We start from the raw sequence: 22,713 nt of genomic DNA, 5'->3' as shown, positions 1-22,713 counted from the left end.
CGGAGCGAGCGGGTTGGTCATCGACGTTTCGCGCCATAAGGCATAGATTTCCAAGGTTGGCGTGCTTATCCGCGCGCCAGCTCGCGCGTGAGCCGGCAACCGGCCGCGCGCTTCCATCAGCGTGAGACACAATCGAGCGTGGAGACGACACGATGAGCCTGTCAGAGCCATTGCGTCTGCATGTGCCGGAGCCCACCGGGCGTCCGGGCTGCAAGACGGATTTTTCCTATCTGCATCTATCGCCGGCCGGCGCGGTTCGCCGCCCGCCGATCGACGTTGCGCCGGCGGACACCGCCCATCTCGCCCGCAGCCTGGTGCGCGTGCTCGACGACCACGGCGAAGCCCTCGGCCCGTGGGCGCCGGACCTCGACGATGCGCGCCTGATCGCCGGGATGCGCGCGATGCTCAAGACCCGCATCTTCGACGCGCGCATGATGATCGCGCAGCGTCAGAAGAAGATCTCCTTCTACATGGTGAGCCTCGGCGAGGAGGCGATCGGCGCCGCGCATGCGATGGCGCTGCGTCATGGCGACATGTGCTTCCCGACTTACCGCCAGCAAAGCATCCTGATCGCGCGCGAGGTGTCGCTCGAACGGATGATCTGCCAGTTGATGTCGAACGAAGGCGACCCGCTGAAGGGGCGCCAGCTTCCGGTCATGTATTCGGACCGCGAAGCCGGCTTCTTCTCGATCTCGGGCAACCTCGCGACGCAGTTCATCCAGGCGGTCGGCTGGGCGATGGCGTCGGCGATCAAGGGCGACACGAAGATCTCGTCCGCATGGATCGGCGACGGCGCGACCGCGGAATCCGACTTCCACACCGCGCTGACGTTCGCGCACGTGTATCGTGCGCCGGTCGTGCTGAACGTCGTCAACAATCAGTGGGCGATCTCGACATTCCAGGCGATCGCGGGCGGCGAGGGGACGACGTTCGCCGGGCGCGGCGTCGGCTGCGGCATCGCTTCGCTGCGCGTCGACGGCAACGACTTCCTCGCGATCTACGCGGCATCGACCTGGGCGGCCGAACGCGCGCGCCGCAATCTCGGCCCGACGCTGATCGAGTGGGTGACCTATCGCGCCGGCGCGCACTCGACGTCGGACGATCCGACGAAATACCGGCCGGCCGACGACTGGGCCCATTTCCCGCTCGGCGACCCGATCGCCCGCTTCAAGCAGCACCTGATCGCGAAAGGCATCTGGTCGGACAGCGCGCACGACGCGCTCACGGCCGAGCTGGAAGCCGAGGTGATCGCCGCGCAGAAGGAAGCGGAGAAGTTCGGGACGCTGGCCGACGACCGGATTCCGTCGCCGGCCTCGATGTTCGACGACGTGTACAAGGAGCTGCCCGCGCATCTGCGCCGTCAGCGCCAGGAACTGGGAGCGTGATCATGGCGCAACATGAAACGACGACGGCATCGGCGCAGCCGATGACGATGATCCAGGCGCTGCGCTCCGCGATGGACGTGATGCTCGGCCGCGACGACGACGTGGTCGTGTTCGGGCAGGACGTCGGCTACTTCGGCGGCGTGTTCCGCTGCACCGAGGGCCTGCAGGCCAAGTACGGCAAGTCACGCGTGTTCGATGCGCCGATCTCGGAAGGCGGGATCGTCGGCGCCGCGGTCGGGATGGGCGCGTATGGATTGCGGCCGGTCTGCGAGATCCAGTTCGCGGACTACTTCTACCCGGCGTCCGACCAGATCGTGTCCGAAGGCGCGCGGCTGCGCTATCGCTCCGCAGGCCAGTTCACCGCGCCGATGACGATCCGGATGCCGTGCGGCGGCGGCATCTACGGCGGCCAGACGCACAGCCAGAGCCCGGAGGCGATGTTTACGCAGGTCTGCGGATTGCGCACGGTGATGCCGTCGAATCCGTACGACGCGAAAGGACTCCTGATCGCCTCGATCGAGAACGACGATCCGGTGATCTTCCTCGAGCCGAAGCGCTTGTACAACGGGCCGTTCGACGGCCATCACGAACGTCCCGTCACGTCGTGGCTCAAGCATCCGGGCAGCGCGGTGCCGGAAGGCTATTACACGGTGCCGCTCGATACGGCCGCCGTCGTGCGGCCCGGCAACGACTTGACGGTGCTGACGTACGGCACGACCGTGCACGTGTCGCTGGCCGCCGCCGAGGAGACCGGCATCGATGCGGAAGTGATCGACCTGCGCACGCTGTGGCCGGTCGATCTCGACACGATCGTCGCGTCGGTGCGCAAGACCGGCCGCTGCGTGGTGGTGCACGAAGCGACGCGCACCTGCGGCTACGGCGCCGAGCTGGTGTCGCTCGTCCAGGAGCACTGCTTCTATCATCTGGAAGCACCGATCGAGCGGACGACGGGCTGGGACACGCCGTATCCGCACGCGCAGGAATGGGCGTATTTCCCCGGCCCGGCCCGGGTCGGCGAAGCGTTGCGACGCGTGATGGAGGCCTGAGATGGGGATTCATGTCATCAAGATGCCGGATATCGGCGAAGGGATTGCCGAGGTCGAGCTGGTGGCCTGGCACGTGCAACCGGGGCAGACGATCGCCGAAGACCAGCCGCTCGCCGATGTGATGACCGACAAGGCGGCGGTGGAAATTCCGTCGCCGGTGGCCGGCAAGGTGCTGGAGCTCGGCGGGCGGATCGGCGAGATGATGGCGGTCGGCAGCGAGTTGATCCGTCTCGAAGTCGAAGGCGACGGCAACCTGAAGTCGGGCGCGAAGGCGCGCGAGGCCAGCGCGGAGGTGGCGCAGCCTCCGGCGGCGGTCGATGTGCGTGCGGAGTCGTCTTCCGTCGATGAGGGATCCGAAACACATGCGTCGCCGAAGGCGACGCCGCACGCCGCGTCCCGCGCGCCGGCCGAGCCGCGCCGCGCGGAACATGCGGTGCCGCCGCGCGCGGCACTGGCGCCGGGCGAACGGCCGCTCGCGTCGCCGGCGGTGCGCCAGCGCGCATGGGACATGGGCATCGAGCTGCGCTACGTGCGCGGCACCGGCGAAGCCGGGCGGATCCTGCATGCGGACCTCGATGCGTATGCACGCACGGGCGGCGGCGCGGCACGCGGATCCCAAGCGCGCGGCTACGACGAGCGCAACGACGAAACCGACGTGCCGGTGATCGGCCTGCGGCGCGCGATCGCGCGCAAGATGCAGGAGGCGAAGCGCCGCATTCCGCACTTCACCTACGTCGAGGAGATCGACGTCACCGAGCTCGAATCGCTGCGCGCCGAGCTGAACCTGCGCCACGGCGACACGCGCGGCCGGCTCACGCCGCTGCCGCTGCTGATCCGCGCGATGGTGATCGCGCTGCGCGACTTCCCGCAGATCAACGCGCGCTACGACGACGAAGCCGGTGTCGTCACGCGCTACGGCGCGGTGCACATGGGCGTCGCGACGCAGACGGACAGCGGCCTCACGGTGCCGGTGCTGCGTCATGCGGAAGCGCGCGACGTGTGGTCGATCTCGGCGGAAATCGCGCGGCTCGCCGACGCGGTGCGCGCGAACCGCGCGCAGCGCGACGAGCTGACCGGCTCGACGATCACGATCTCGAGCCTCGGCGCGCTCGGCGGCATCGTGTCGACGCCGGTGATCAACCATCCCGAGGTCGGCATCGTCGGCGTGAACCGGATCGTCGAGCGACCGATGATCCGCGACGGCGCGATCGTCGCGCGCAAGATGATGAACCTGTCGTCGTCGTTCGACCATCGCGTCGTCGACGGCGCGGACGCGGCCGAATTCATCCAGGCCGTGCGCGGCGTGCTCGAGCGTCCGGCGCTGCTGTTCGTGGAGTGAGAACGATGAAGAACGAACACACCACGCTGCTCGTGATCGGTGGCGGGCCGGGCGGTTACGTCGCCGCGATTCGCGCGGGGCAGCTCGGCATTCCGACGGTGCTCGTCGAGCGCGAACGGCTCGGCGGCACGTGCCTGAACATCGGCTGCATTCCGTCGAAGGCGCTGATCCACGTCGCCGACGCGTTCGAGCAGGCGTGCGGGCAGGCCGGCGACGGGGTGCTCGGGATTCGCGTGCGCACGCCGGAGATCGACATCGCGAAAAGCGTCGCGTGGAAGGACGGCATCGTCGAGCGGCTCACGCGCGGCGTCGGCGCGCTGCTGAAGAAGCACGGCGTGCGCGTGCTGCACGGCGACGCGCGCGTGGTCGACGGCAAGACGGTCGACGTCGTGGCCGGCGACCACACGACGCGGATCGCCTGCGAGCATCTGTTGCTCGCCACGGGCTCGGAACCGGTCGCGCTGCCGTCGATGCCGTTCGGCGGCCACGTCGTCTCGTCGACCGAGGCGCTGTCGCCCGCGTCGTTGCCGAAGCGGCTGGTCGTCGTCGGTGCCGGGTACATCGGGTTGGAACTCGGATTCGTTTATCGCAAGCTCGGCGTCGACGTCGGCATCGTCGAGGTGGCCGAGCGCGTGCTGCCCGCATACGACGCGGAACTCGCGAAGCCGGTCGCCGATTCGCTCGCGCGGCTCGGCGTCGGGCTCTGGCTGGGCCACAAGGTGCTGGGCCTCGCGAGCGACGGCGCGGTGCGCGTGCAGGCACCCGACGGCGCGGAGAGGACGCTGCCGGCCGATCGCGTGCTGGTCGCGGTCGGCCGCCGGCCGCGCGTCGACGGCTTCGGGCTCGAATCGCTGCCGCTCGATCGCAATGGCCGCGCGCTGCGCATCGATGACGAATGCAGGACGTCGATGCGCAACGTATGGGCGATCGGCGACGTCGCCGGCGAGCCGATGCTCGCGCATCGCGCGATGGCGCAGGGCGAGGTGGTGGCCGAGCTGATCGCCGGACGCCGCCGCAAGTTCACGCCGGCATCGATCCCGGCCGTGTGCTTCACCGATCCCGAGGTCGTCACGTCCGGCTGGTCGCCCGACGACGCGAAGGCGGCCGGCGTCGACTGCATCGGCGCGTCGTTCCCGTTCGCGGCGAACGGCCGCGCGATGACGCTGCAGGCGACCGACGGCTTCGTGCGCGTCGTCGCGCGGCGCGACACGCATCTGATCGTCGGCTGGCAGGCGGTCGGGCGCGGCGTGTCGGAACTGGCCGCGGCGTTTTCGCAGTCGCTCGAGATGGGCGCGCGGCTCGAGGACATCGGCGGCACGATCCACGCGCATCCGACGCTCGGCGAAGCGATGCAGGAGGCCGCGTTGCGCGCGCTGGGGCATGCGTTGCATGTGTGAGCATGCGTCGGCATGCGCGGCCGCTCGAAGCCCCGCCACGGCGGGGCTTTTTTGCGTGCGCGGGTGACGGGCAGGACGCGGGTTGCGGTTGACCCTCCCGCGCGGACCGTTCATCGTGTCGATTCCACGCCGATTCACCGGCCTCACACGGAATGACTTGCCATGAAACTGTTGCTCGTCGGCGCGACCGGACTCGTCGGGCGTCACGTCCTTGAAGCCGCGCTGGCCGATGCGCGGGTGGACCAGGTCGTCGTGCTCGCGCGCCGGCCGTTGACGCCGCATCCGAAGATGCGCGCGCTGGAGGTCGACTTCGATCACCTGCCCGAGGCGGCCGACTGGTGGCAGGCCGACGCGGTGATCTGCACGCTCGGCACCACGATGCGCGTCGCGGGCTCGCAGGCCGCATTCCGCCGCGTCGATCACGACTACCCGCTCGCGGTCGCGCGTCTCGCGCACCAGGCCGGCACGCCGACCTACGTGCTGAATTCGGCGCTCGGCGCCGATCCGGACTCGCGCATCTTCTACAACCGCGTGAAGGGCGAGGTCGAGCGCGCACTCGCGGGCATCGGGTTCGCGTCGCTCACCTGCGTGCGGCCGGGCCTGATCGGCGGCAGCCGCGACGAATTCCGGTTCGGCGAGCGGATGCTGGTGCTTGCGTTGAGCGTCGCCGGGCCGCTGCTGCCGCGGAAGTGGCGCGTGAATCCGGCGCCGCGCATTGCCCGCGCGCTGCTCGACGCCGCGCTCGATGCGCGTCCGGGCGTGCATGTGATCGGATCAGATCGGTTGGCCTGAACCGGAACGGGCGACGACGCCATCAAGCGGGCCGAACGGTTGTAAGACTGTTTCGTCACACCACGCAAAAGCGGCATATGACGCGCACGCTGACCTACGATGAAGACATCGCGTCCATCGTCTGCCCAACCGTGTGCACGCACTACCGCGCCCCTGATGAAGACCCGGGTATCAGCGAGCTGAGGATCGGCATCGGCGACCTGTTTCGCCGCGAGCCGTGGGAACCCGACGTATATCCGGATTACGCGGCACCCATCGCGCGCGCCGACGGCGACGGCCTCGCGGTCGTCGGCGCGGTGTTCGGCTTCTGGCCGAAGTTCATGCAGCCCGAGCGTCTCGACGAGAACGGCCGCAAGCGAAAGAAGCTCGATACGGTGAACGCGCGCGCGGAAACGGTCGGTTCGTCGCGACTCTACGGCAACGCCTGGCGCAACGGCCAGCGCTGCCTGATTCCGGTGCGCTGGATCTTCGAGCCGTGCTACGAAACGGGCCGCAATGTGTGGCACCGGATCGGCGTCGACGGCTGGCAACCGTACTGCGTCGCCGGCCTCTGGCGGCGTTACGAAACGGTCGATGGCCGCGAGCGAATCGGCATGACGATGCTCACGGTCAATGCCGACGATCATCCGCTGTTCGCGCGCATGCATCGGCCCGGCGACGAGAAGCGGGGCGTCGTGATCCTGCGCCGCGACGACTACGACGAATGGCTGCACGCGCGCGACATCGAGGCGGCGCGGCGCATGCTGACGCTCCTTCCCGCCGGCGACATGGTCGCCGCACCCGATCAGGCGTCGCCCGCCGGCGCCTGAGTTTTCGTTTTCCCGGCATTTTTCATACGGTCGACCGACACCTGCGATCGCCGGATGCGCTCCGTTTTCCCGGACGATCCGGAAAGCTGCCGGACACCGGGTAATCACCGATATCTGCCGGGTTGTATATACAAGATCATCCGCTGGCACTGTCGGCCACGGGGCGTGCCGGCTGCGCGCCAGCGTGCGCACCGTGCGTGGCGCGTGTCCCGGCGATTCACGGCGCGCCGCACCCGACGAGTCGAAAGGGCGGCTCGGCACGTTCCCCGTCTCGTCCAAACCGTTTGCGATCCTCAGTATCTTGGAGATTTTCCCGTGTCAACGAATCCCAGTGGAAAAGCCGGTGGTCTGATCGAGGTACGCTCGATCGATTTCATTCCCGACGCCGAACGCCACGGCGGCCTGTTGAGCCAGTTCACGCTGTGGCTGTCGGCGAACATGCAGATCACGGCCATCGTCACGGGGGCGCTGGCGGTCGTGCTCGGCGGCGACGTGTTCTGGTCGCTGGTCGCGCTGCTGCTCGGCCAGCTCGTCGGCGGCGCGGTGATGGCGTTGCACGGCGCGCAGGGGCCGCAGCTCGGCTTGCCGCAGATGATCTCGAGTCGCGTGCAGTTCGGCGTCTACGGCGCGATGATTCCGATCGTGCTCGTGTGCCTGATGTACATCGGTTTTTCCGCCAGCGGCTCGGTGCTCGCCGGGCAGGCCGTCGCGCAACTGCTGCACGTCGACGACGCGGCCGGCATCCTGCTGTTCGCGGCCGTGATCGTCGTGCTGACGGTGTTCGGCTATCGCGCGATCCACTTCGTCGGCCGGATCGCGAGCGTGGTCGGCATCGTCGCATTCGTCTACATGTTCGCGCAGCTGTTCGCGAACCACGACGTCGGCGCGCTGCTCGCGAACCGGCACTTCTCGCTCGCGAGCTTCCTGCTGTCGATGTCGCTGTCCGCGTCGTGGCAGATCGCGTTCGGCCCGTACGTCGCCGATTATTCGCGCTACCTGCCGCGCTCGACGTCGTCGGTCGCCACGTTCCTCGCGGTGGGCCTCGGCTCGGTGATCGGCGCGCAGGCGGCGATGGTGTTCGGCGTGTTCGCGGCCGCGCTGGCCGGCAGCCAGTTCGCGCACCATGAGGTGTCGTATATCGTCGGGCTCGGCTCGACGGGCGCCGTGGCTGCGTTGCTGTATTTCACCATCGCGTTCGGCAAGGTGACGGTGACGGCACTCAACGCGTACGGCAGCTTCATGTCGATGGCGACGATCGTCAGCGGTTTCCGCGGCAAGGGTGCGGTGTCGTCACGCAGCCGTCTCGTGTACATCTTCGGGATGATCTGCGTGTCGACGCTGATCGCGCTCGCCGGCCGCCATTCGTTCCTGAAGGAATTCACGGCGTTCATCCTGTTCCTGCTCGCGTTCTTCACGCCCTGGAGCGCGATCAACCTGGTCGACTACTACTGCTTCACGCGCTCGCGCTACGACGTGCCGGCGCTGTCCGATCCGGATGGCCGCTACGGCCGCTGGAACGTGATGGCGATCACGATCTACGTGGTCGGCATCCTGGTGCAGTTGCCGTTCATGTCGACCCACATCTACACGGGCGCGCTCGTCGACGCGCTCGGCGGCACCGACATCTCATGGATTCTCGGCCTCGTCGTGCCGGCCGGGCTGTACTACGTCGGCGCGCGTGCGTCGCGGCGCAGCATCCCCGAGCGCCTGATCCTGCCGCTCGAACGCGGCGAGGTTCACCACTGAACTGACTGAAGCGTCGCGTCGCCCGTCGTGCCGGCCGGCAGTTGGCCCGAGCGATCAGGTGTACCGAGCACGACGCGGGCGGGAGCCGCGCTGTCCATCCCGTCGCGGGCGTTTCCCGATTGCGGTGCCGCGTGCCGGCAGCCGTACGGATCGCCGCGTGCTTACGAACTCGCGGCGACCGGCGCGCGGCGGCGCTGGATCATCTGCAGCGCAACCAGCGCCAGCCCGGCCGCGGCGATCAGCCCGCCGACGAGCGGCACCGCCGCGTAGCCGAAACCGGCCGAGATCGCCGCGCCGCCGGCTGCCGCGCCGACCGCGTTGCCGAGATTGAACGCGCCGATGTTGACGGCCGAGGCGAGGCCCGGCGCGTCGTGTGCGGCACGCATCACGCGCATCTGCAGCGGCGGGACCACCGCGAACGTCGCGACACCCCAGACCAGCAGCGTGACCGCCGCACCGACATGCGTGCGGGCGAGCAGCGGGAACGCGGCCATCGTCACGATCAGCAGCACGAGGAAGCCGATGAGCGTGCCGTCGAGCGAGCGGTCGGCGAGGCGGCCGCCGGCGATGTTGCCGATCGAGAAGCCGACGCCGATCAGCACGAGCATCGCGGTGACGAAGCCGGGTGTCGCGCCGGTCAGGTGTTCGAGCGTCGGGGCGACATACGTATACAGCGTGAACATTGCGCCGGCGCCGAGCACCGTGGTCCCGAGCGCGCCGAGCACGACGGGGCGCGTGAGCACCGACAGTTCGGCACGCAGGTTCGGCATCTTGCCGGCTTCGCCCTTCGGCAGCGCGGCGAACAGGCCGGCGATCGCGATCAGGCCGAGCGCCGCGGTCGCCGCGAACGACATGCGCCAGCCGATCATCTGGCCGAGCCAGGTCGCGGCCGGCACGCCGCCGACGTTCGCGATCGTGAGGCCCATGAACATCGTCGCGACCGCGCTGGCCTGCTTTTCACGCGGCACGAGGCTCGCCGCGACCACCGAGCCGAGCCCGAAGAACGCGCCGTGGTTGAGGCTCGTGACGAGCCGTGCGAGCAACAGCGTCGTGTAGTCCGGCGCGACGGCCGACAACAGGTTGCCGATCGTGAAGATCGACATCAGCGCGATCAGCGCCGAGCGACGCGACCATCGCGCGAGCAGCAGCGTCATCAGCGGCGCGCCGACCATCACGCCGATCGCATACGCGCTGATCAGCATGCCGGCCTGCGGAATCGACACGTGTACGCCGTCGGCGATCACGGGCAAGAGGCCCATCGGCGAGAACTCGGTCGTGCCGATGCCGAATGCGCCGGCGGCAAGCGCCAGCAGCGGCAGCGCGGCGCTGCCGCCCGGGCGGGAAGGGGAAGAGGTCGTGCTGTTCACGCGATGAGCTCCTGCAAGCATGGGGCAACGGCACCTGGCCATTGCGGACAGGGTGAAGTGTGCCTGCATTACTTTTGCGGAAAAAGCCGCGCTCGGGCGAAATTATCTTGATTCGATGTCAATAATTCGGAGTCGAGCCGGCATGCGTGTGCGGCCCGAGTGGCGCGGTTTCGGCGATTCGCCGGCGCGGCTTGCCGACGAAAAAAGCCCCGGTCACAGGGGGACCGTGACCGGGGCGAAAAGCATCCTCTCTTTGGCACGAGGGTTGGATGCGGGCGCAGTATATTTCGGGGCATAACATTTCGAAATGACGTTAAAGGGCCTCTTTTGGTGCCAATTTAAAAATTCCGACGTGACGGCGTCGTCCGTCATCGATCTGAAAGATTTTTCGTTTGTCCGAGCCAATGTTTAGTGCGCGATGACGACGAAGCCGACTGAATCCACCGTCGGCGCGCGGCTCGCGCGTGCCGTCGATCGATCATTCCGCTTGGCCGGCCGCGTCGCGCACCGCTTCGAGAAACCGCGCGACGACGGGAGACGTCGGCACCGCCGCACCGTCGAATACGAACTCGATATCGAAGCGGCTCGCGAGTTCGTCGAGCGCGACGAGCCGAACCGTGCGCGGGCATGTCGGCGACGCGCTTTCCGGCACGAACGCACAGCCCATGCCGGCCGCCACGAGACCGATCAGCGTCGGGATGTCGCTGCCCACCTGCGCGATGCGCGGCGTGAAGCCGGCCCGTTCGCACTGCGCCATCAGGAAGCGGTGATGCGCGGCGGAGCGCTGCGCGTCGAACCAGACGAACGGTTCGTGCGCGACGTCGGCAAGCGTGCGCGGCGCGCGGAAGCGGCCGCCGGGTGGCGCAGGCATCGCGAGCACGAAGCGGTCGCTCAGCAGCCGCACGCCCGACAGATGCGGCGCTTCGTCTCGGCGCCACGCCATGATGCCGCCGTCGAGCTGGCCGCGCATCAGCGCTGCCGCCTGTTCGGCGGACAGCATCGGCGCGATCGACAATTTCACGTCCGGACACGCGTCGCGAAACGCCTTCAGCACGTTCGCGACGACCGGCAGCGGCAGGCAGTTCGGCAGCGCGCCGAGGCGCAGCTCGCCGAGCTGGCCGGATGCGCTGCGCAACGCGCGCTCGCGGCTGTCCTGCAACGTCGCGAGCAGGCCCGTCGCATCCTGCAGGAAACTTGCGCCAGCCGCCGTCAGCGTGACGCCCGTCGTGCGGCGGATCAGCAGTGGCGTGCCGATCGCATCCTCGAGCTCGCGGATCTGCCGCGACAGCGCGGGCTGGACGATGCCGGCCGCGCGGGCGCCGGCCATCACGCTGCCGGCTTGCGCGACGGCCACGAAGTAACGCAGGTGACGCAGTTCGATCTGGCGCATGCGGTGTCGACTCCGGTTGTCGGACTTGATTCGGTGGATATGCCTGCCAAGCATGGCAAGCACCATCCGATGGTATTGGAAAAGCATGGCGGGCGTGCCGTACGATGATCGACGTTGCCGGGCCTGTTCACGGGCCGCGTGCGTTCCCTTTGTCCCGACCGTGTCCCGCACCATGCCGCTTCATATCCCGACCCCCTATGTCCGCTCGCAAATCGCGTCGCGCCGTCTCGGCAAGCACATCCGATTGAAGCTCGACGCGCTGCAGCCGTCCGGTTCGTTCAAATTGCGCGGCATCGGCGCGGTGTGCGAAGCGCGGCATGCGGCCGGCGCGCGCCGGTTCGTGTCGTCGTCGGGCGGCAATGCGGGCATCGCGGTCGCGTATTGCGGTCGCGAGCTCGGCGTGCCGGTGCTCGTCGCCGTGCCGGAAACCGCATCGGCCCGCGCGCGGGCGCTGATCCGCGCGGAGGGCGCGGAGGTGGTCGTGCACGGCGCGAGCTGGGCTGAGGCGAACGCGTACGCGCTGTCGGCCGTCGGCGCGCAGGACGCGTTCGTGCATCCGTTCGACGACCCCGTGCTGTGGCGGGGGCACGCGACGATGATCGACGAGATGGCGGCGGCCGGCCCGAAACCCGACGCGGTCGTGCTCGCGGTCGGCGGCGGCGGGCTGCTGTGCGGCGTCCTCGAGGGGCTCGCACGCAACGGCTGGCACGACGTGCCGGTCGTCGCGGTCGGGACGGAAGGCGCGGACAGCTATGCGCGCTCGGTCGCGCAAGGTCGTCCGGTCGAATTGCCGGCGATCACGAGCATCGCAACGTCGCTCGGCGCGAAGCGGCCGTGCGACGCGGCGGTCGAATGGGCGAAGCGGCATGCGATCCATCCGGTCGTCGTGTCGGATGCGCAGGCGGTGGCTGCGTCGCTGCGGTTCGTGGACGAGCACCGGATCGTCGTCGAGCCGGCGTGCGGCGCCGCGCTGGCCGCGCTCGAACAGTCGGTGCCGGCGCTTGCTTCTGCGTCGGAAATCGCGGTGATCGTGTGCGGCGGCGTGACGGCGACGGTCGAGCAGTTGCAGGCGCTGAACGCGACGTTGCGGTAGCGCGCCAGTGCGCGTGCCGCGGCGCGGCCGGGCGGCGCTGCGGGGGCGAAGACGTAACGACGGAGTGATCGCGCGGCGGGAATGATCGCGGGCGTTCGAGGAATCGGGATTCGCGTGGTTCTCGCGCCGGGCTGCGCCCGATTGCCGATTACGTCACGGCGAGCACGCGCGGCCGGTTTCTCGGGTGTGCGGTGATCTCGCCGGAGGACGGCGGGAAGGGGAGCATGTGGCGCGCCGCGCGCGATGGGCGCACGGCGCGGTGAGCGGGATGCGCGTTCAGTTCGCGGACGGCGCGCTGGCACCGGTCGGTGCGGACGAGGCGACGGGATCGGCGGCAGCGGGCGAGGGCGCCTTGTTCGCCGATGCCGGAGCAGCGCTCGCGGGGGCAGGTGCGGAGGCTGCCGATGCGGGCGATGCCGAAGCAGACGCGGGCGTCCGCACGGAGGCGGGTGCCGAAGCCGACGTCGAAGCAGGCACGGCCGCCGACGCAGGTGCCGCAACCGATGCCGGCACGCCACCCCGCATCGCCCCCGGCGCGACCACGGCCGATGCCGCGGCAGGCGCAGCAGGCACGGCCGACGCGCCCGAAGCCGGCGCGACGCCCGGCCCCGACAGCGGCACCGGCGCGGCAGGCGGCGTCGGCACGACCGGCGTCGTCATCTTCATCGGCTCGCCCTGCGGCGTCGGCGCGGGTTCGGGCAGCGGTGTGACGGGTTCCTTCTCGGCCGCCTTCACGGTCGCGCGGTCGCGGCGGGCCGGATCGATCTTCAGGAAATGCTCGACGAGATTGAAGAAGCGCTCGTAGAACACGCCGGCGGGAATCGTCTCGCTCGCGGTCTTCACGAGCGCGTCGTCGCTCGACCCGATCGGCAGCGACAGCGAGCCGAACACGCTGAGCCCGACGCTCGCCGACGTATTCGACTTCTTCAGCGTGTAGCGGTCCTGCACCGCGTTCACGTACGCGATGCTCGACGAGCCGTCGGCATTCGCGTCCGCGCACACGACGTGAAACTCGATCACGACGTGCATGTCGTTGCTCGGCTGGAAATTCTTGCTGCCGTCGACCGCATCGTTGCGCGACGACGACACCACGTAGCCCTGGCTCAGCAGCGCGCGCCGCGCGGCCTCGCAGGCCGCGTCGGATTTCGAGCGGAACGTGTGCGCATACGGGCTGCTCGTCGCGTCGAACTGCTCCTGCTGGTAAATCGGCTTGGGCGGCGACGAGCACGCCGCCAGCACGGTCGCGGCCGCGAGCGCGCACGAAACGGAAAACAGGCGAAATCGGTTGTGCATGGCGTCTTTCAAAAGGCTCGGCGAGATGCCGCGCGGGGCTGCGGGCGCAGCGGCGGGGCCGGTGCGATGCGCGTGGCAATCTCGTATGGCCGGGGCGTCATTATAGTTTCGTTTGATGTCGCGCTCGCTTCAGGCGGCCGGCGCAGGCCGCGCGGCGGCGAGCAGTCGCGATGCCAGCGGGTGGTGTTCGCCGCGCCGCGAGCGGATCGCGTGGATTTCCTCGGTCACGTCGCCCGCCCGGCCGAGCCGGCGCAGCCCACGCAGCAGCGATGCATCGTTCGCGCCGAGTTCGCTGAGCGGAAACACGCCGAGGCCCCGCGCCGCGAACACGGCCATCAGCGCGCTGTCCTCGAATTCCCCGGCCACGCGCGGCACGATCCGTTCCCGTTCCAGCCACAGGTCGAGGCGTGCGCGCAGCGCCGAGTGGGCGGTCGGCAGCAGCACCGGCAACTCGGCGAGGCACTCCGGAAAGCGCTGCCGCGCGGCCGTCGTGACGAGCGCCGCGGGCCCGTACCAGTCGACCGGCGACGCGACGAGCCGCTCGCTCGTCACGCGCAGATTCGACCCCGACGGCGCGCCCTGGCCGGCCAGCACGAGGTCGAGGTGATGCAGCGCCAGTTCCGCGAGCAGCGCGTCGTGCTCGCCCTCGTGGCACAGCAGCCGCAGCGTGGGCGTGTCGAGCACCGGCGCGAGGATCGCATGCGCGGCGAGCTTCGAGATCCCGTCGGCCAGGCCGACCGCGAGCCGCACGGTCGGCTGGCTGGCCGCCGCGCGCACCTCGTCGGGAATCAGCCGGCCCATCTCGAAGATGACCTCGGCGCGCGCATACGCGGCCTGGCCCGCATCGGTCATCGCGACGCTGCGCCCGACCGGGCGCAGCAACTGGTGGCCGAGCGCCTTTTCCAGTTCGCGGACCTGCGCGCTGATCGTCTGCACGGCCATGTCGAGCCGCTCCGCGGCGCGCGCGAAACCGCCTTCCTTCACGACGACCCAGAAATAGTACAGATGGCGAAAATTCAGCATCGGATCGATATTTCGGAAAAACCGAACCAAAGATCAGATTCTCTCTGATTTTTTCGAAGTCGTGGGGTGGCCTATCATCGGGCTTTCCACATTCGAATCGGCCCTTTTCATGGACTACCTGCTGACGCTTGCCGCCGACCCCGCCGTCTGGGCCGCGCTCCTGACGCTCGTCGTGATGGAAGTCGTGCTCGGCATCGACAACCTGATCTTCATCTCGATCCTCAGCAACAAGCTGCCCGAAGCGCAGCGCGCCCGCACGCAGCGCCTGGGCATCGCGCTCGCGCTCGTGATGCGCCTCGCGTTGCTCGGCAGCGTCGCGTGGATCGCGAGTCTCACCGAGCCCGTATTCACGCTGTTCGATCACGCGTTCTCGTGGCGCGACATGATCCTGCTGTCGGGCGGCCTGTTCCTCGTATGGAAGGCGACCACCGAGATCCATCACCACGTGTCGCACGACGGCGACGGCGCGGGTGCGTCCGGCGGCGCGGCCGGCCTGACGGTATGGGCCGCGATCGGCCAGATCGTGATGCTCGACATCGTGTTCTCGATCGACAGCATCGTGACCGCGATCGGCATGACCGAGCATGTCCCGATCATGTTCGTCGCGGTGATCGTCGCGGTGAGCGTGATGCTGTTCGCCGCGCAGCCGCTCGCACGCTTCATCGACCGCAACCCGACGATCGTGATGCTCGCGCTGTCGTTCCTCGTCGTGATCGGCATGACGCTGATCGCGGAAGGCTTCGGTTCGCACGTGCCGAAGGGCTATATCTACGCGGCGATGGCGTTCTCGGCGTTCGTCGAAGGCATGAACATGCTGGCGCGGCGTGCGAAGGCGAAGCGCGCGGCGCGGGTCGAAGGTCACTGAGAAAGCGGGCGGGCGAGGGCCCGCCCTTGGTTCGGAATGCTCAACGAAGGGAGAAGCGCGATGAAATGTCCGGTCTGCAAGACGCCCGACCTGCTGATGGCCGAGCGCCAGTCGATCGAGATCGATTACTGTCCGACGTGCCGCGGCGTGTGGCTCGATCGCGGCGAGCTCGACAAGCTGATCGCACGCGAAACCGGCGATGCGCCGCCGCGCCGCGACGAGCCGCCGGTGCGGCACGATGCGCAGGCGCCGCGCGGGCGCGACGACGGCTGGGGGCGCGACGGCCGCTCGCACGACGACCGCTATCGCCACGACGGCCAGCGTCGCAAGAAATCGGTGTTCGACCTGTTCGATTTCGATTGAGCGTGACGGCGGGCGTGCACCGCGCCGCACGATGAAACAAAGCCCCGCCGGGTGTCATGCCCGGCGGGGCTTTGTCATGCGAGTCGCGCGATCGGCACGCGCCAGCGCTTACGCGTTGCCGGCCGTCACGTCGATGCGGCGCGGGCGTGTCTCCTCGCGACGCGGAATCGTCAACGTGAGCACGCCGTCGCGCAGGCTCGCATCGATTCGCGACGTGTCGAGATCGGGGCTCAGCACGAACGTGCGCGCGAAGCGCGGCGCGCGGACTTCGGCATGCCGCACGCGCAGGTCGGCTGGCGTGTCGATGCGCGTGTCGGCTTCGATCGTCAGCGTGTTGTCGTGCACCTTCACGTCGAGATTCTCGCGCGGCACGCCCGGCAGGTCGGCGCGCAGCGTGACGCGCCGTTGGTCTTCGACGATGTCGACGGCCGGCGTGATCGCGGGCCGGCGTGCGGCCTCGGCGGCGGGCGCGTGGACGGCGCCGGCCTGGCGTTCCGTCAGGATCTGGCTCATATTCATGTCGTTCTCCTGAAGGTTACTGAACGTTGATCGCACGTGGCTTCGATGCCTCGCGCCGGCCGACGCGAATCAGCAGGCAGCCGTTTTCGTAGCGGGCGCTGACGTTGTCCGCGTCCGCGTTCTGCGGCAGCTCGACCACCCGGCGGAACGCACCGTGAAAGCGCTCCTGCGCATAGGTGCGCACGTCGTCGCCGGCGTCTTGCGGCACGGGCTTGCGCTCGCCGCTGATCGTCATCAGATCCCTGTCGATCGAGACGTCGAAATCGGCCGCGGCCGTGCCGGGGGCGAACGCGACGATCTCGATCGCGTCGTCGGTCGCACCGACGTTCAGCGCGGGAAACGCGCTCGGCCGCACCGCGCGGATGCCGGTCGGAAGCTCGCCGAACAGGCTCGCCATCTGCCGCTGCACGCGGGCGAATTCATCGAACAGGTCGTGGCCGTGATGGATACCGCTCATGAAGGTCCTCCGGAACAGGAAACGCGAAAAACGCGCCGACGCGACGCCGATGGCGAGTGCGAGTGCGATGCGCGGCTTTCCGCCGAGTCGAAACGGGGGCAGTGCGTGTGACGGGCACCGCCTGGCAACCGGTAATTAGAGGCCGTCGCGGCGGTTTTCAAGAGAGGAAGTGCAACCGGCATCAACGCGTCGTGACGTGAATCGATGCGACAATCGTCGCGCTATCCACAGACCACGGAGACGGGACGGACATGGACATTCAACGCATCGCGATCGTCGGGGCCGGCGTGATCGGCGCGAGCTGGGCGGCTTTCTATCTGTCGAAGGGCTTCGACGTCGTCGCGACCGATCCCGCACCGCAGGCCGACGCGCGTCTGCGCGACGCGCTCGCCGCATTCCTCGGTGACCGGGCCGCCGAACTTTCCGCGCGGCTGTCGTTCGATGCGGATCTCGTGCGCGCGCTCGACGACGTCGATTTCGTGCAGGAAAACGGCCCCGAGCGGCTCGACCTGAAGCGCGCGCTGTACCGGCAGATGGACGACGTGCTGCCCGCGCGCGTGCCGATTGCGTCGAGTTCGTCGGGCCTGAAGATGTCCGAGATCCAGACCGCCTGCGACAAGCACCCGGAACGCTGCCTGATCGCGCATCCGTTCAACCCGCCGCACCTGATTCCGCTCGTCGAGCTGGTCGGCGGCGACGCGACCGACCGGAACGTGATCGCGCGCGTGAAGGATTTCTACGACGCGCTCGGCAAGCAGACGATCGTGCTCAACAAGGAAATGACCGGCCACGTCGCGAACCGGCTCGCGGCCGCGCTGTTTCGCGAGGTGTATCACCTCGTCGGCGAAGGCGTGGTGAGCGTCGCCGACGCGGACAAGGCGGTCGCATGGGGGCCGGGCTTGCGGTGGGGGCTGATGGGGCAGTGCCTGACCTATCACCTCGGCGGCGGCGCGGGCGGGATCGCGCACTTCCTCCAACACCTGGCGGGGCCGATCACCACGTGGTGGGACGACCTCGGCACGCCGTCGTTCGATCCGGCCGTCGATCGCAAGCTGAACGACGAACTGCGCGCGATCCAGGGCGAACGTTCGATGCAGGAACTGGCGGCCGAGCGCGATCGGCTGCTCGTCGAGCTGATCGACGCGCGGCGCCGCAGCTTCCTGCCCTGAGCGCGTTGCCGCGCGGCGTTCCGGTCGTGCCGTGAGCGGCTATTGCTGGACGGCCGTTTGCGGTGCCCGCGGCGTCTGCGCGAGCCACGCGGGCTGCGCGGCCTGCACCAGTTCGCGATTGCGTGCGCGCGTCGCGGCATTCGGCGGATAGTTGCCGTCGTTGGTCGGCAGTTCGCCGTCGAGGTACGCCTGCTTCAGCTGCGCGACGACTTCCGCGCGCGTCAGGCCCTGCGCGGGGGCAGCGGCATCGGTTTGCGCAAAGGCGGGGGACAGCAGTGCGGCTGCGGCGGTCGCGACGGCGAATCGCAAGACGTTCATGGTGTGCTCCGATCAAGGGGACGGGATAGCGGATGCGCGGCACATTGCCGTGCGTTCCGATGGGTCCCATTGTCGCGAGCGAGTGCTGCGCGGACGCTGACGCGTTCCGGGCACGATTGTCAGTTGCGCGCTTACGCCGCGGCGCGGCGGCGTCGGCGTCACGGCGAAGGCGATCGCTACAGCTCGGCCGCCGCCGCGATCAGCGTCGCCTCGAGCGCGAGCGTCGAGCGCGAGGCGGCCGCCGGCCGGTCGATCACGTATTCGAGTTCGCCGAGTTCGGGGAGCCCCGCGTCGAGCCGCGCGAGCCCGGCCGGAATCACGTAGCCCGCAAACGCGCTGACGCCGAGCCCTGCGCTCGCGGCCGCGCGCAGCACCGCGATGCTGCTGCTCACGACGGCGATCCGGTACGGGCGGCCGACCGCCTCGAGCGACTCGAGCACGCGGCGGCGCGATACGCTCGGCTCCGGATGCATCGCGAGCGGCAGCACGGCCTCGTGGCCTGTGATCCGCGAATCGGGGCCGGTGCACCAGTACAGCGGTTCGCTGCGGATCACGCGGCCGCGCCGGCTGCCCGCGACACGCTTCGCGAACACCAGATCGTGGCGGCCTTCGTCGAGCGCGTCGAACAGGTCGCCCGACAACCCCGTCGAGATCGCAAGCTCGACTTCCGGATTGCGCTGCACGAAGCTCGCGAGCGCGGCCGTCAGGTGCGCGGACGCGAAATCCTCCGACATCGCGAGCCGCACCTTGCCCGACAGCGGCGGCCCGCACACCGACGTGACGGCCTCGTCCATCAGTTCGAGGATGCGCACCGCGTAGCGGAACAGCGCGTCGCCGTGCTGCGACAGATGCACGTTGCGCGTGTCGCGTTCGAACAGCGGCCGGTCGAGCAGCTCCTCGAGGCGGCGGATGTGCTGGCTGACGGTCGACTGCGACAGGCTCACGCGCTCGGACGCGGCGGTGAAACTGCCGGACTGGGCGACGGCGACGAAGCTGCGCAGCAGCTCGGGCGGTAATGGACGCATTGCTAAATCCACTGAATCGGTTTCGACAATTTCATAAATGGCCGGATCATGCGGCGCTAGTATCGGATCACGCCCCGGTGCGGCCCATGCAAACGGGGCGCACCGGACGCGTTGCCCGTGTCGTGCCGTCGGCTGCATCGGTCAGTCTAAGCCATCCGGCGTCCGGCCCGAAACCGCATCATCCCATCGACCGCCCGAGAACGCGCTCGCACGACGAGCCGCCGGGCCGCGGCGCACCGCCGCGGGAGACAGACCGTCCGCGCCCGGGATCGGCGTGCGGGCCTGGCTTCCGCACGCGTCAGGCGCCCGTCACGAAGAGACTGGAGACGACTCATGATCATCTACGGAACCGCGCTGCTGGCGTTCTGCCATCTGGCCGGGCTGTTCCTCGGCGACCTGCTGGGCGCCGCGATCGGCGTGAAGACCAACGTCGGCGGCGTCGGTATCGCGATGCTGCTGCTGATCTGCCTGCGCCTGTGGCTGCACCGGCGCGGCTGGCTGCCGAAGGAAACCGAGGCGGGCGTCGGTTTCTGGGGCGCGATGTACATCCCCGTCGTCGTCGCGATGGCCGCGAACCAGAACGTGGTCGCCGCGCTGAAGGGCGGGCCGGTCGCGCTGCTCGCCGCCATCGGCGCGGTCGCGATCTGCGCGTGCTGCATCGCGGTACTCGTGCGCACGGGGCGCGACGACACGGCCTTCGCGGGCGTGCCGCAATTCGAACAACAGTGACGGAGGCCGCCATGCTGCAGATGCTCGAAAAAACCGTCGCCCACAACGGGCTCGTCGCGTCGTTCGCGCTGGTCGGCCTGATCATGTGGCTGTCGTCGATCGCGTCGCGCAAGCTTACCTTCGGCCGCGTGCACGGTTCCGCGATCGCGATCGTGATCGGTCTTGCGCTCGCGTATGTCGGCGGTGCGTTCACCGGGGGCGAGAAGGGAATCGCCGACGTGCCGCTGTTCGCGGGCATCGGCCTGATGGGCGGCGCGATGCTGCGCGATTTCACGATCGTCGCGACCGCGTTCGAAGTGCAGCCGACCGAGGCGCGCAAGGCCGGCCTCGTCGGCGTCGTGTCGCTGCTGCTCGGCACGGTGCTGCCGTTCATCGTCGGCGCGTGCATCGCGCGCGCGTTCGGCTACACCGATGCGGTCAGCATGACGACCATCGGCGCGGGCGCCGTCACCTATATCGTCGGGCCTGTCACCGGCGCCGCGATCGGCGCGAGCTCCGACGTGATCGCGCTCAGCATCGCGACGGGCCTCGTGAAGGCGATCATCGTGATGATCGGCACGCCGGTCGCGGCCGGCTTCATGGGCCTGAAGACGCCGCGCTCCGCGATGATCTTCGGCGGCCTCGCCGGCACGGTGAGCGGCGTGAGCGCGGGCCTCGCCGCGACCGATCGCCGGCTCGTGCCGTATGGCGCGCTGGTCGCGACGTTCCATACCGGCGTCGGCTGCCTGCTCGGGCCGTCGGTGCTGTTCTTCACGACGCGCGCGCTGGTCGGCGCGTGACCGCGCATGGCGCGTCGCATGCGGCCGGCGCGCGCAGTTCCGCGGCGGCCCGCATCCATCGCGGTGTCCTCTGAGTCGGATTCGTCAACATCATCAATCGGCGGCGGCGCCAGGCTTAGAATGCCGCTGAACCATCGAAGCGGGAGAACTGTTCATGACGGGATGGAATCACGCGCGGCAGGCGCGCGATGCACGCCTCGCGGCCGGCGCGGCCTTCGCGCGCGGCAAGCGGGTCGATGCGCGCGACACCGTCGCGTTGCTCGAAGCGGTGCTGCGGCCCGGCGATCGCGTGTGCCTCGAAGGCGACAACCAGAAGCAGGCCGACCTGCTCGCGACGGCGCTCGCCGACGTCGACAGCGCGAAGATCCATGACCTGCACATGGTGCAGTCGGGTGTCGTGCTGCCGGAGCATCTCGACGTGTTCGAGCGCGGGATCGCGAAGCGCCTCGACTTCGCGTATTCGGGCCCGCAGTCGCAGCGGATCGCGAAGCTGCTGTTCGGCGGCAAGATCGCGCTCGGCGCGGTGCACACGTATCTCGAGCTGTTCGCGCGCTACTTCATCGATCTCACGCCGCAGGTTGCGCTGATCGCGGCGGTCAGCGCGGATGCCGACGGCAATCTGTATACCGGCCCGAACACGGAAGACACGCCGACCGTCGTCGAGGCCACCGCGTTCAAGGACGGCATCGTGATCGCGCAGGTCGACCGCATCGTCGACAAGGTGCCGCGCGTCGACATCCCGGGCGACCGCGTGCATTTCGTCGTCGAGGCCGGTCGGCCGTTCTACGTGGAGCCGTTGTTCACGCGCGACCCGGCCGCGATCACCGAGACCCAGATCCTGACCGCGATGCTCGCGATCAAGGGCATCTACGAACCGTACGGGATCAAGCGCCTGAATCACGGGATCGGCTTCAACACGGCCGCGATCGAGCTGCTGCTGCCGACCTACGGCGCGAAGCTCGGGCTGAAGGGCAAGGTTTGCACGCACTGGGCGCTCAATCCGCACCCGACGCTGATTCCCGCGATCGAATCGGGCTGGGTCGAGCAGATCCACTGCTTCGGCTCCGAAGTCGGGATGGACGACTACATCCGCGCGCGCTCCGACGTGTGGTTCACGGGCCCCGACGGGTCGCTTCGCTCGAACCGCGCGTTCTGTCAGACCGCCGGCCTTTACGCGTGCGACATGTTCATCGGCTCGACGCTGCAGATCGACCTGTCCGGCCATTCGTCGACGGTCACCGCCGAGCGCATCGCCGGTTTCGGCGGCGCGCCGAACATGGGCAGCGACGCGCGCGGCCGGCGTCACCCGAGCGAGCCGTGGCTGAAGGCCGGCGCGGAAGCCGACCCGGACACGCCGGCGGCGCTCAGGCGCGGCCGCAAGCTGGTCGTGCAGATCGGCGAGACCTTCGGCGACAAGAACGTGCCGATGTTCGTCGAGAAGCTCGATGCGCTGAAGCTCGCCGACAAGCTGCAGCTCGACCTCGCGCCGATCATGGTCTACGGCGACGACGTCACGCACATCGTCACCGAGGAAGGGATCGCGAACCTGCTGATGTGCCGCGACAAGGACGAACGCGAGCACGCGATCCGCGGCGTGGCCGGCTATACGGAAGTCGGTCGCGGCCGCGACCGCAGGATGGTCGAGCGGCTGCGCGAGCGCGGCGTGATCCGCCGCCCGGAGGATCTCGGCATCGATCCGCTCGACGCCGACCGCCGCTGGCTCGCCGCGCGCTCGATCAAGGATCTCGTGCACTGGTCGGGCGGCCTGTATGCGCCGCCGGCCCGGTTCCGCAACTGGTGAGGAAGAGG

The 22,713-nt window shown here is 69.0% G+C and carries 22 protein-coding genes; 14 read left to right on the top strand and 8 right to left on the bottom strand.

What is annotated here, in order from left to right; genetic code table 11:
* Nucleotides 1-152: 152 nt before the first annotated feature.
* The 7 genes from HWX25_RS18670 (at nt 153) to HWX25_RS18640 (ending at nt 8,514) form a co-directional block, all read left to right on the top strand.
* Nucleotides 153-1,385, top strand: coding sequence for a 3-methyl-2-oxobutanoate dehydrogenase (2-methylpropanoyl-transferring) subunit alpha (locus HWX25_RS18670; protein WP_175909611.1), 1,233 nt, complete (start codon nt 153-155; stop codon nt 1,383-1,385).
* Between the two features lie 2 nt (nt 1,386-1,387).
* Nucleotides 1,388-2,431 carry an alpha-ketoacid dehydrogenase subunit beta gene (locus HWX25_RS18665; protein ID WP_059465554.1) on the top strand — a complete coding sequence of 348 codons (1,044 nt, stop codon included), beginning with the start codon at nt 1,388-1,390 and terminating at the stop codon, nt 2,429-2,431.
* Nucleotide 2,432: 1 nt separating this feature from the next.
* On the top strand, nt 2,433-3,770 hold the full coding sequence (locus HWX25_RS18660; RefSeq protein ID WP_175909609.1) for a dihydrolipoamide acetyltransferase family protein: 1,338 nt from the start codon (nt 2,433-2,435) through the stop codon (nt 3,768-3,770).
* Nucleotides 3,771-3,775: 5 nt separating this feature from the next.
* On the top strand, nt 3,776-5,167 hold the full coding sequence (gene lpdA / locus HWX25_RS18655) for a dihydrolipoyl dehydrogenase (RefSeq protein WP_175909607.1): 1,392 nt from the start codon (nt 3,776-3,778) through the stop codon (nt 5,165-5,167).
* A 162-nt stretch (nt 5,168-5,329) separates the two neighbouring features.
* Complete coding sequence (locus HWX25_RS18650) at nt 5,330-5,959, top strand: NAD(P)H-binding protein (protein ID WP_175909605.1); 630 nt, start codon at nt 5,330-5,332, stop codon at nt 5,957-5,959.
* Between the two features lie 131 nt (nt 5,960-6,090).
* Nucleotides 6,091-6,768 carry an SOS response-associated peptidase family protein gene (locus HWX25_RS18645; RefSeq protein ID WP_175909713.1) on the top strand — a complete coding sequence of 226 codons (678 nt, stop codon included), beginning with the start codon at nt 6,091-6,093 and terminating at the stop codon, nt 6,766-6,768.
* Nucleotides 6,769-7,083: 315 nt separating this feature from the next.
* Nucleotides 7,084-8,514 (top strand): cytosine permease, encoded by a 1,431-nt coding sequence (locus tag HWX25_RS18640; RefSeq protein WP_059523535.1) that lies wholly within the window; start codon nt 7,084-7,086, stop codon nt 8,512-8,514.
* 161 nt (nt 8,515-8,675) lie between these two features.
* Here HWX25_RS18640 and HWX25_RS18635 read toward each other — a convergent pair whose 3' ends face one another.
* Complete coding sequence (locus HWX25_RS18635; RefSeq protein ID WP_059523533.1) at nt 8,676-9,881, bottom strand: MFS transporter; 1,206 nt, start codon at nt 9,879-9,881, stop codon at nt 8,676-8,678.
* Between the two features lie 478 nt (nt 9,882-10,359).
* Nucleotides 10,360-11,271, bottom strand: a complete 912-nt coding sequence (locus tag HWX25_RS18630; protein ID WP_175909603.1) for a LysR family transcriptional regulator — start codon at nt 11,269-11,271, stop codon at nt 10,360-10,362.
* Nucleotides 11,272-11,443: 172 nt separating this feature from the next.
* Here HWX25_RS18630 and HWX25_RS18625 point away from each other — a divergent pair, with 172 nt between their 5' ends.
* Nucleotides 11,444-12,364 (top strand): pyridoxal-phosphate dependent enzyme, encoded by a 921-nt coding sequence (locus HWX25_RS18625; protein ID WP_175909601.1) that lies wholly within the window; start codon nt 11,444-11,446, stop codon nt 12,362-12,364.
* Between the two features lie 276 nt (nt 12,365-12,640).
* Here HWX25_RS18625 and HWX25_RS18620 read toward each other — a convergent pair whose 3' ends face one another.
* Both HWX25_RS18620 and HWX25_RS18615 read right to left on the bottom strand, forming a co-directional pair.
* A complete protein-coding gene (locus HWX25_RS18620; protein ID WP_175909599.1) occupies nt 12,641-13,657 on the bottom strand; it encodes a DUF2242 domain-containing protein in 1,017 nt (338 codons plus the stop codon).
* Nucleotides 13,658-13,786: 129 nt separating this feature from the next.
* Nucleotides 13,787-14,680: a LysR family transcriptional regulator gene (locus tag HWX25_RS18615; protein WP_175909597.1), complete on the bottom strand. Its 894-nt coding sequence runs from the start codon at nt 14,678-14,680 to the stop codon at nt 13,787-13,789.
* Nucleotides 14,681-14,789: 109 nt separating this feature from the next.
* Here HWX25_RS18615 and HWX25_RS18610 point away from each other — a divergent pair, with 109 nt between their 5' ends.
* On the top strand, nt 14,790-15,545 hold the full coding sequence (locus HWX25_RS18610; RefSeq protein WP_059523522.1) for a TerC family protein: 756 nt from the start codon (nt 14,790-14,792) through the stop codon (nt 15,543-15,545).
* Between the two features lie 60 nt (nt 15,546-15,605).
* Nucleotides 15,606-15,908 (top strand): zf-TFIIB domain-containing protein, encoded by a 303-nt coding sequence (locus tag HWX25_RS18605; RefSeq protein ID WP_059523520.1) that lies wholly within the window; start codon nt 15,606-15,608, stop codon nt 15,906-15,908.
* Between the two features lie 108 nt (nt 15,909-16,016).
* Here HWX25_RS18605 and HWX25_RS18600 read toward each other — a convergent pair whose 3' ends face one another.
* A complete protein-coding gene (locus tag HWX25_RS18600; protein WP_175909595.1) occupies nt 16,017-16,427 on the bottom strand; it encodes an Hsp20/alpha crystallin family protein in 411 nt (136 codons plus the stop codon).
* Nucleotides 16,428-16,443: 16 nt separating this feature from the next.
* On the bottom strand, nt 16,444-16,884 hold the full coding sequence (locus HWX25_RS18595) for an Hsp20/alpha crystallin family protein (protein ID WP_175909593.1): 441 nt from the start codon (nt 16,882-16,884) through the stop codon (nt 16,444-16,446).
* A gap of 251 nt (nt 16,885-17,135) precedes the next feature.
* Here HWX25_RS18595 and HWX25_RS18590 point away from each other — a divergent pair, with 251 nt between their 5' ends.
* Nucleotides 17,136-18,053, top strand: coding sequence for a 3-hydroxyacyl-CoA dehydrogenase NAD-binding domain-containing protein (locus tag HWX25_RS18590; protein WP_175909591.1), 918 nt, complete (start codon nt 17,136-17,138; stop codon nt 18,051-18,053).
* Nucleotides 18,054-18,092: 39 nt separating this feature from the next.
* Here the strand turns inward: HWX25_RS18590 and HWX25_RS18585 are convergent, their stop codons facing one another.
* A complete protein-coding gene (locus HWX25_RS18585; RefSeq protein ID WP_059523512.1) occupies nt 18,093-18,371 on the bottom strand; it encodes a DUF4148 domain-containing protein in 279 nt (92 codons plus the stop codon).
* Between the two features lie 176 nt (nt 18,372-18,547).
* Nucleotides 18,548-19,396 (bottom strand): LysR substrate-binding domain-containing protein, encoded by an 849-nt coding sequence (locus HWX25_RS18580; protein ID WP_039322076.1) that lies wholly within the window; start codon nt 19,394-19,396, stop codon nt 18,548-18,550.
* A gap of 333 nt (nt 19,397-19,729) precedes the next feature.
* Here HWX25_RS18580 and madL point away from each other — a divergent pair, with 333 nt between their 5' ends.
* From madL to mdcA, 3 genes are all read left to right on the top strand, one after another.
* A complete protein-coding gene (gene madL, locus HWX25_RS18575; protein ID WP_059449382.1) occupies nt 19,730-20,125 on the top strand; it encodes a malonate transporter subunit MadL in 396 nt (131 codons plus the stop codon).
* A gap of 11 nt (nt 20,126-20,136) precedes the next feature.
* Nucleotides 20,137-20,904: a malonate transporter subunit MadM gene (madM, locus tag HWX25_RS18570; RefSeq protein ID WP_175909589.1), complete on the top strand. Its 768-nt coding sequence runs from the start codon at nt 20,137-20,139 to the stop codon at nt 20,902-20,904.
* Between the two features lie 154 nt (nt 20,905-21,058).
* A complete protein-coding gene (gene mdcA, locus HWX25_RS18565; RefSeq protein ID WP_059691157.1) occupies nt 21,059-22,705 on the top strand; it encodes a malonate decarboxylase subunit alpha in 1,647 nt (548 codons plus the stop codon).
* Nucleotides 22,706-22,713: the final 8 nt, after the last annotated feature.

It is taken from the genome of Burkholderia sp. BCC1640 (assembly GCF_902833125.1).
In the GTDB taxonomy this organism is placed as follows: Bacteria; Pseudomonadota; Gammaproteobacteria; order Burkholderiales; family Burkholderiaceae; genus Burkholderia; species Burkholderia diffusa.
Note: the sequence above shows the minus strand (reverse complement) of the source record. Positions and strands in the feature narration are given on the sequence as shown.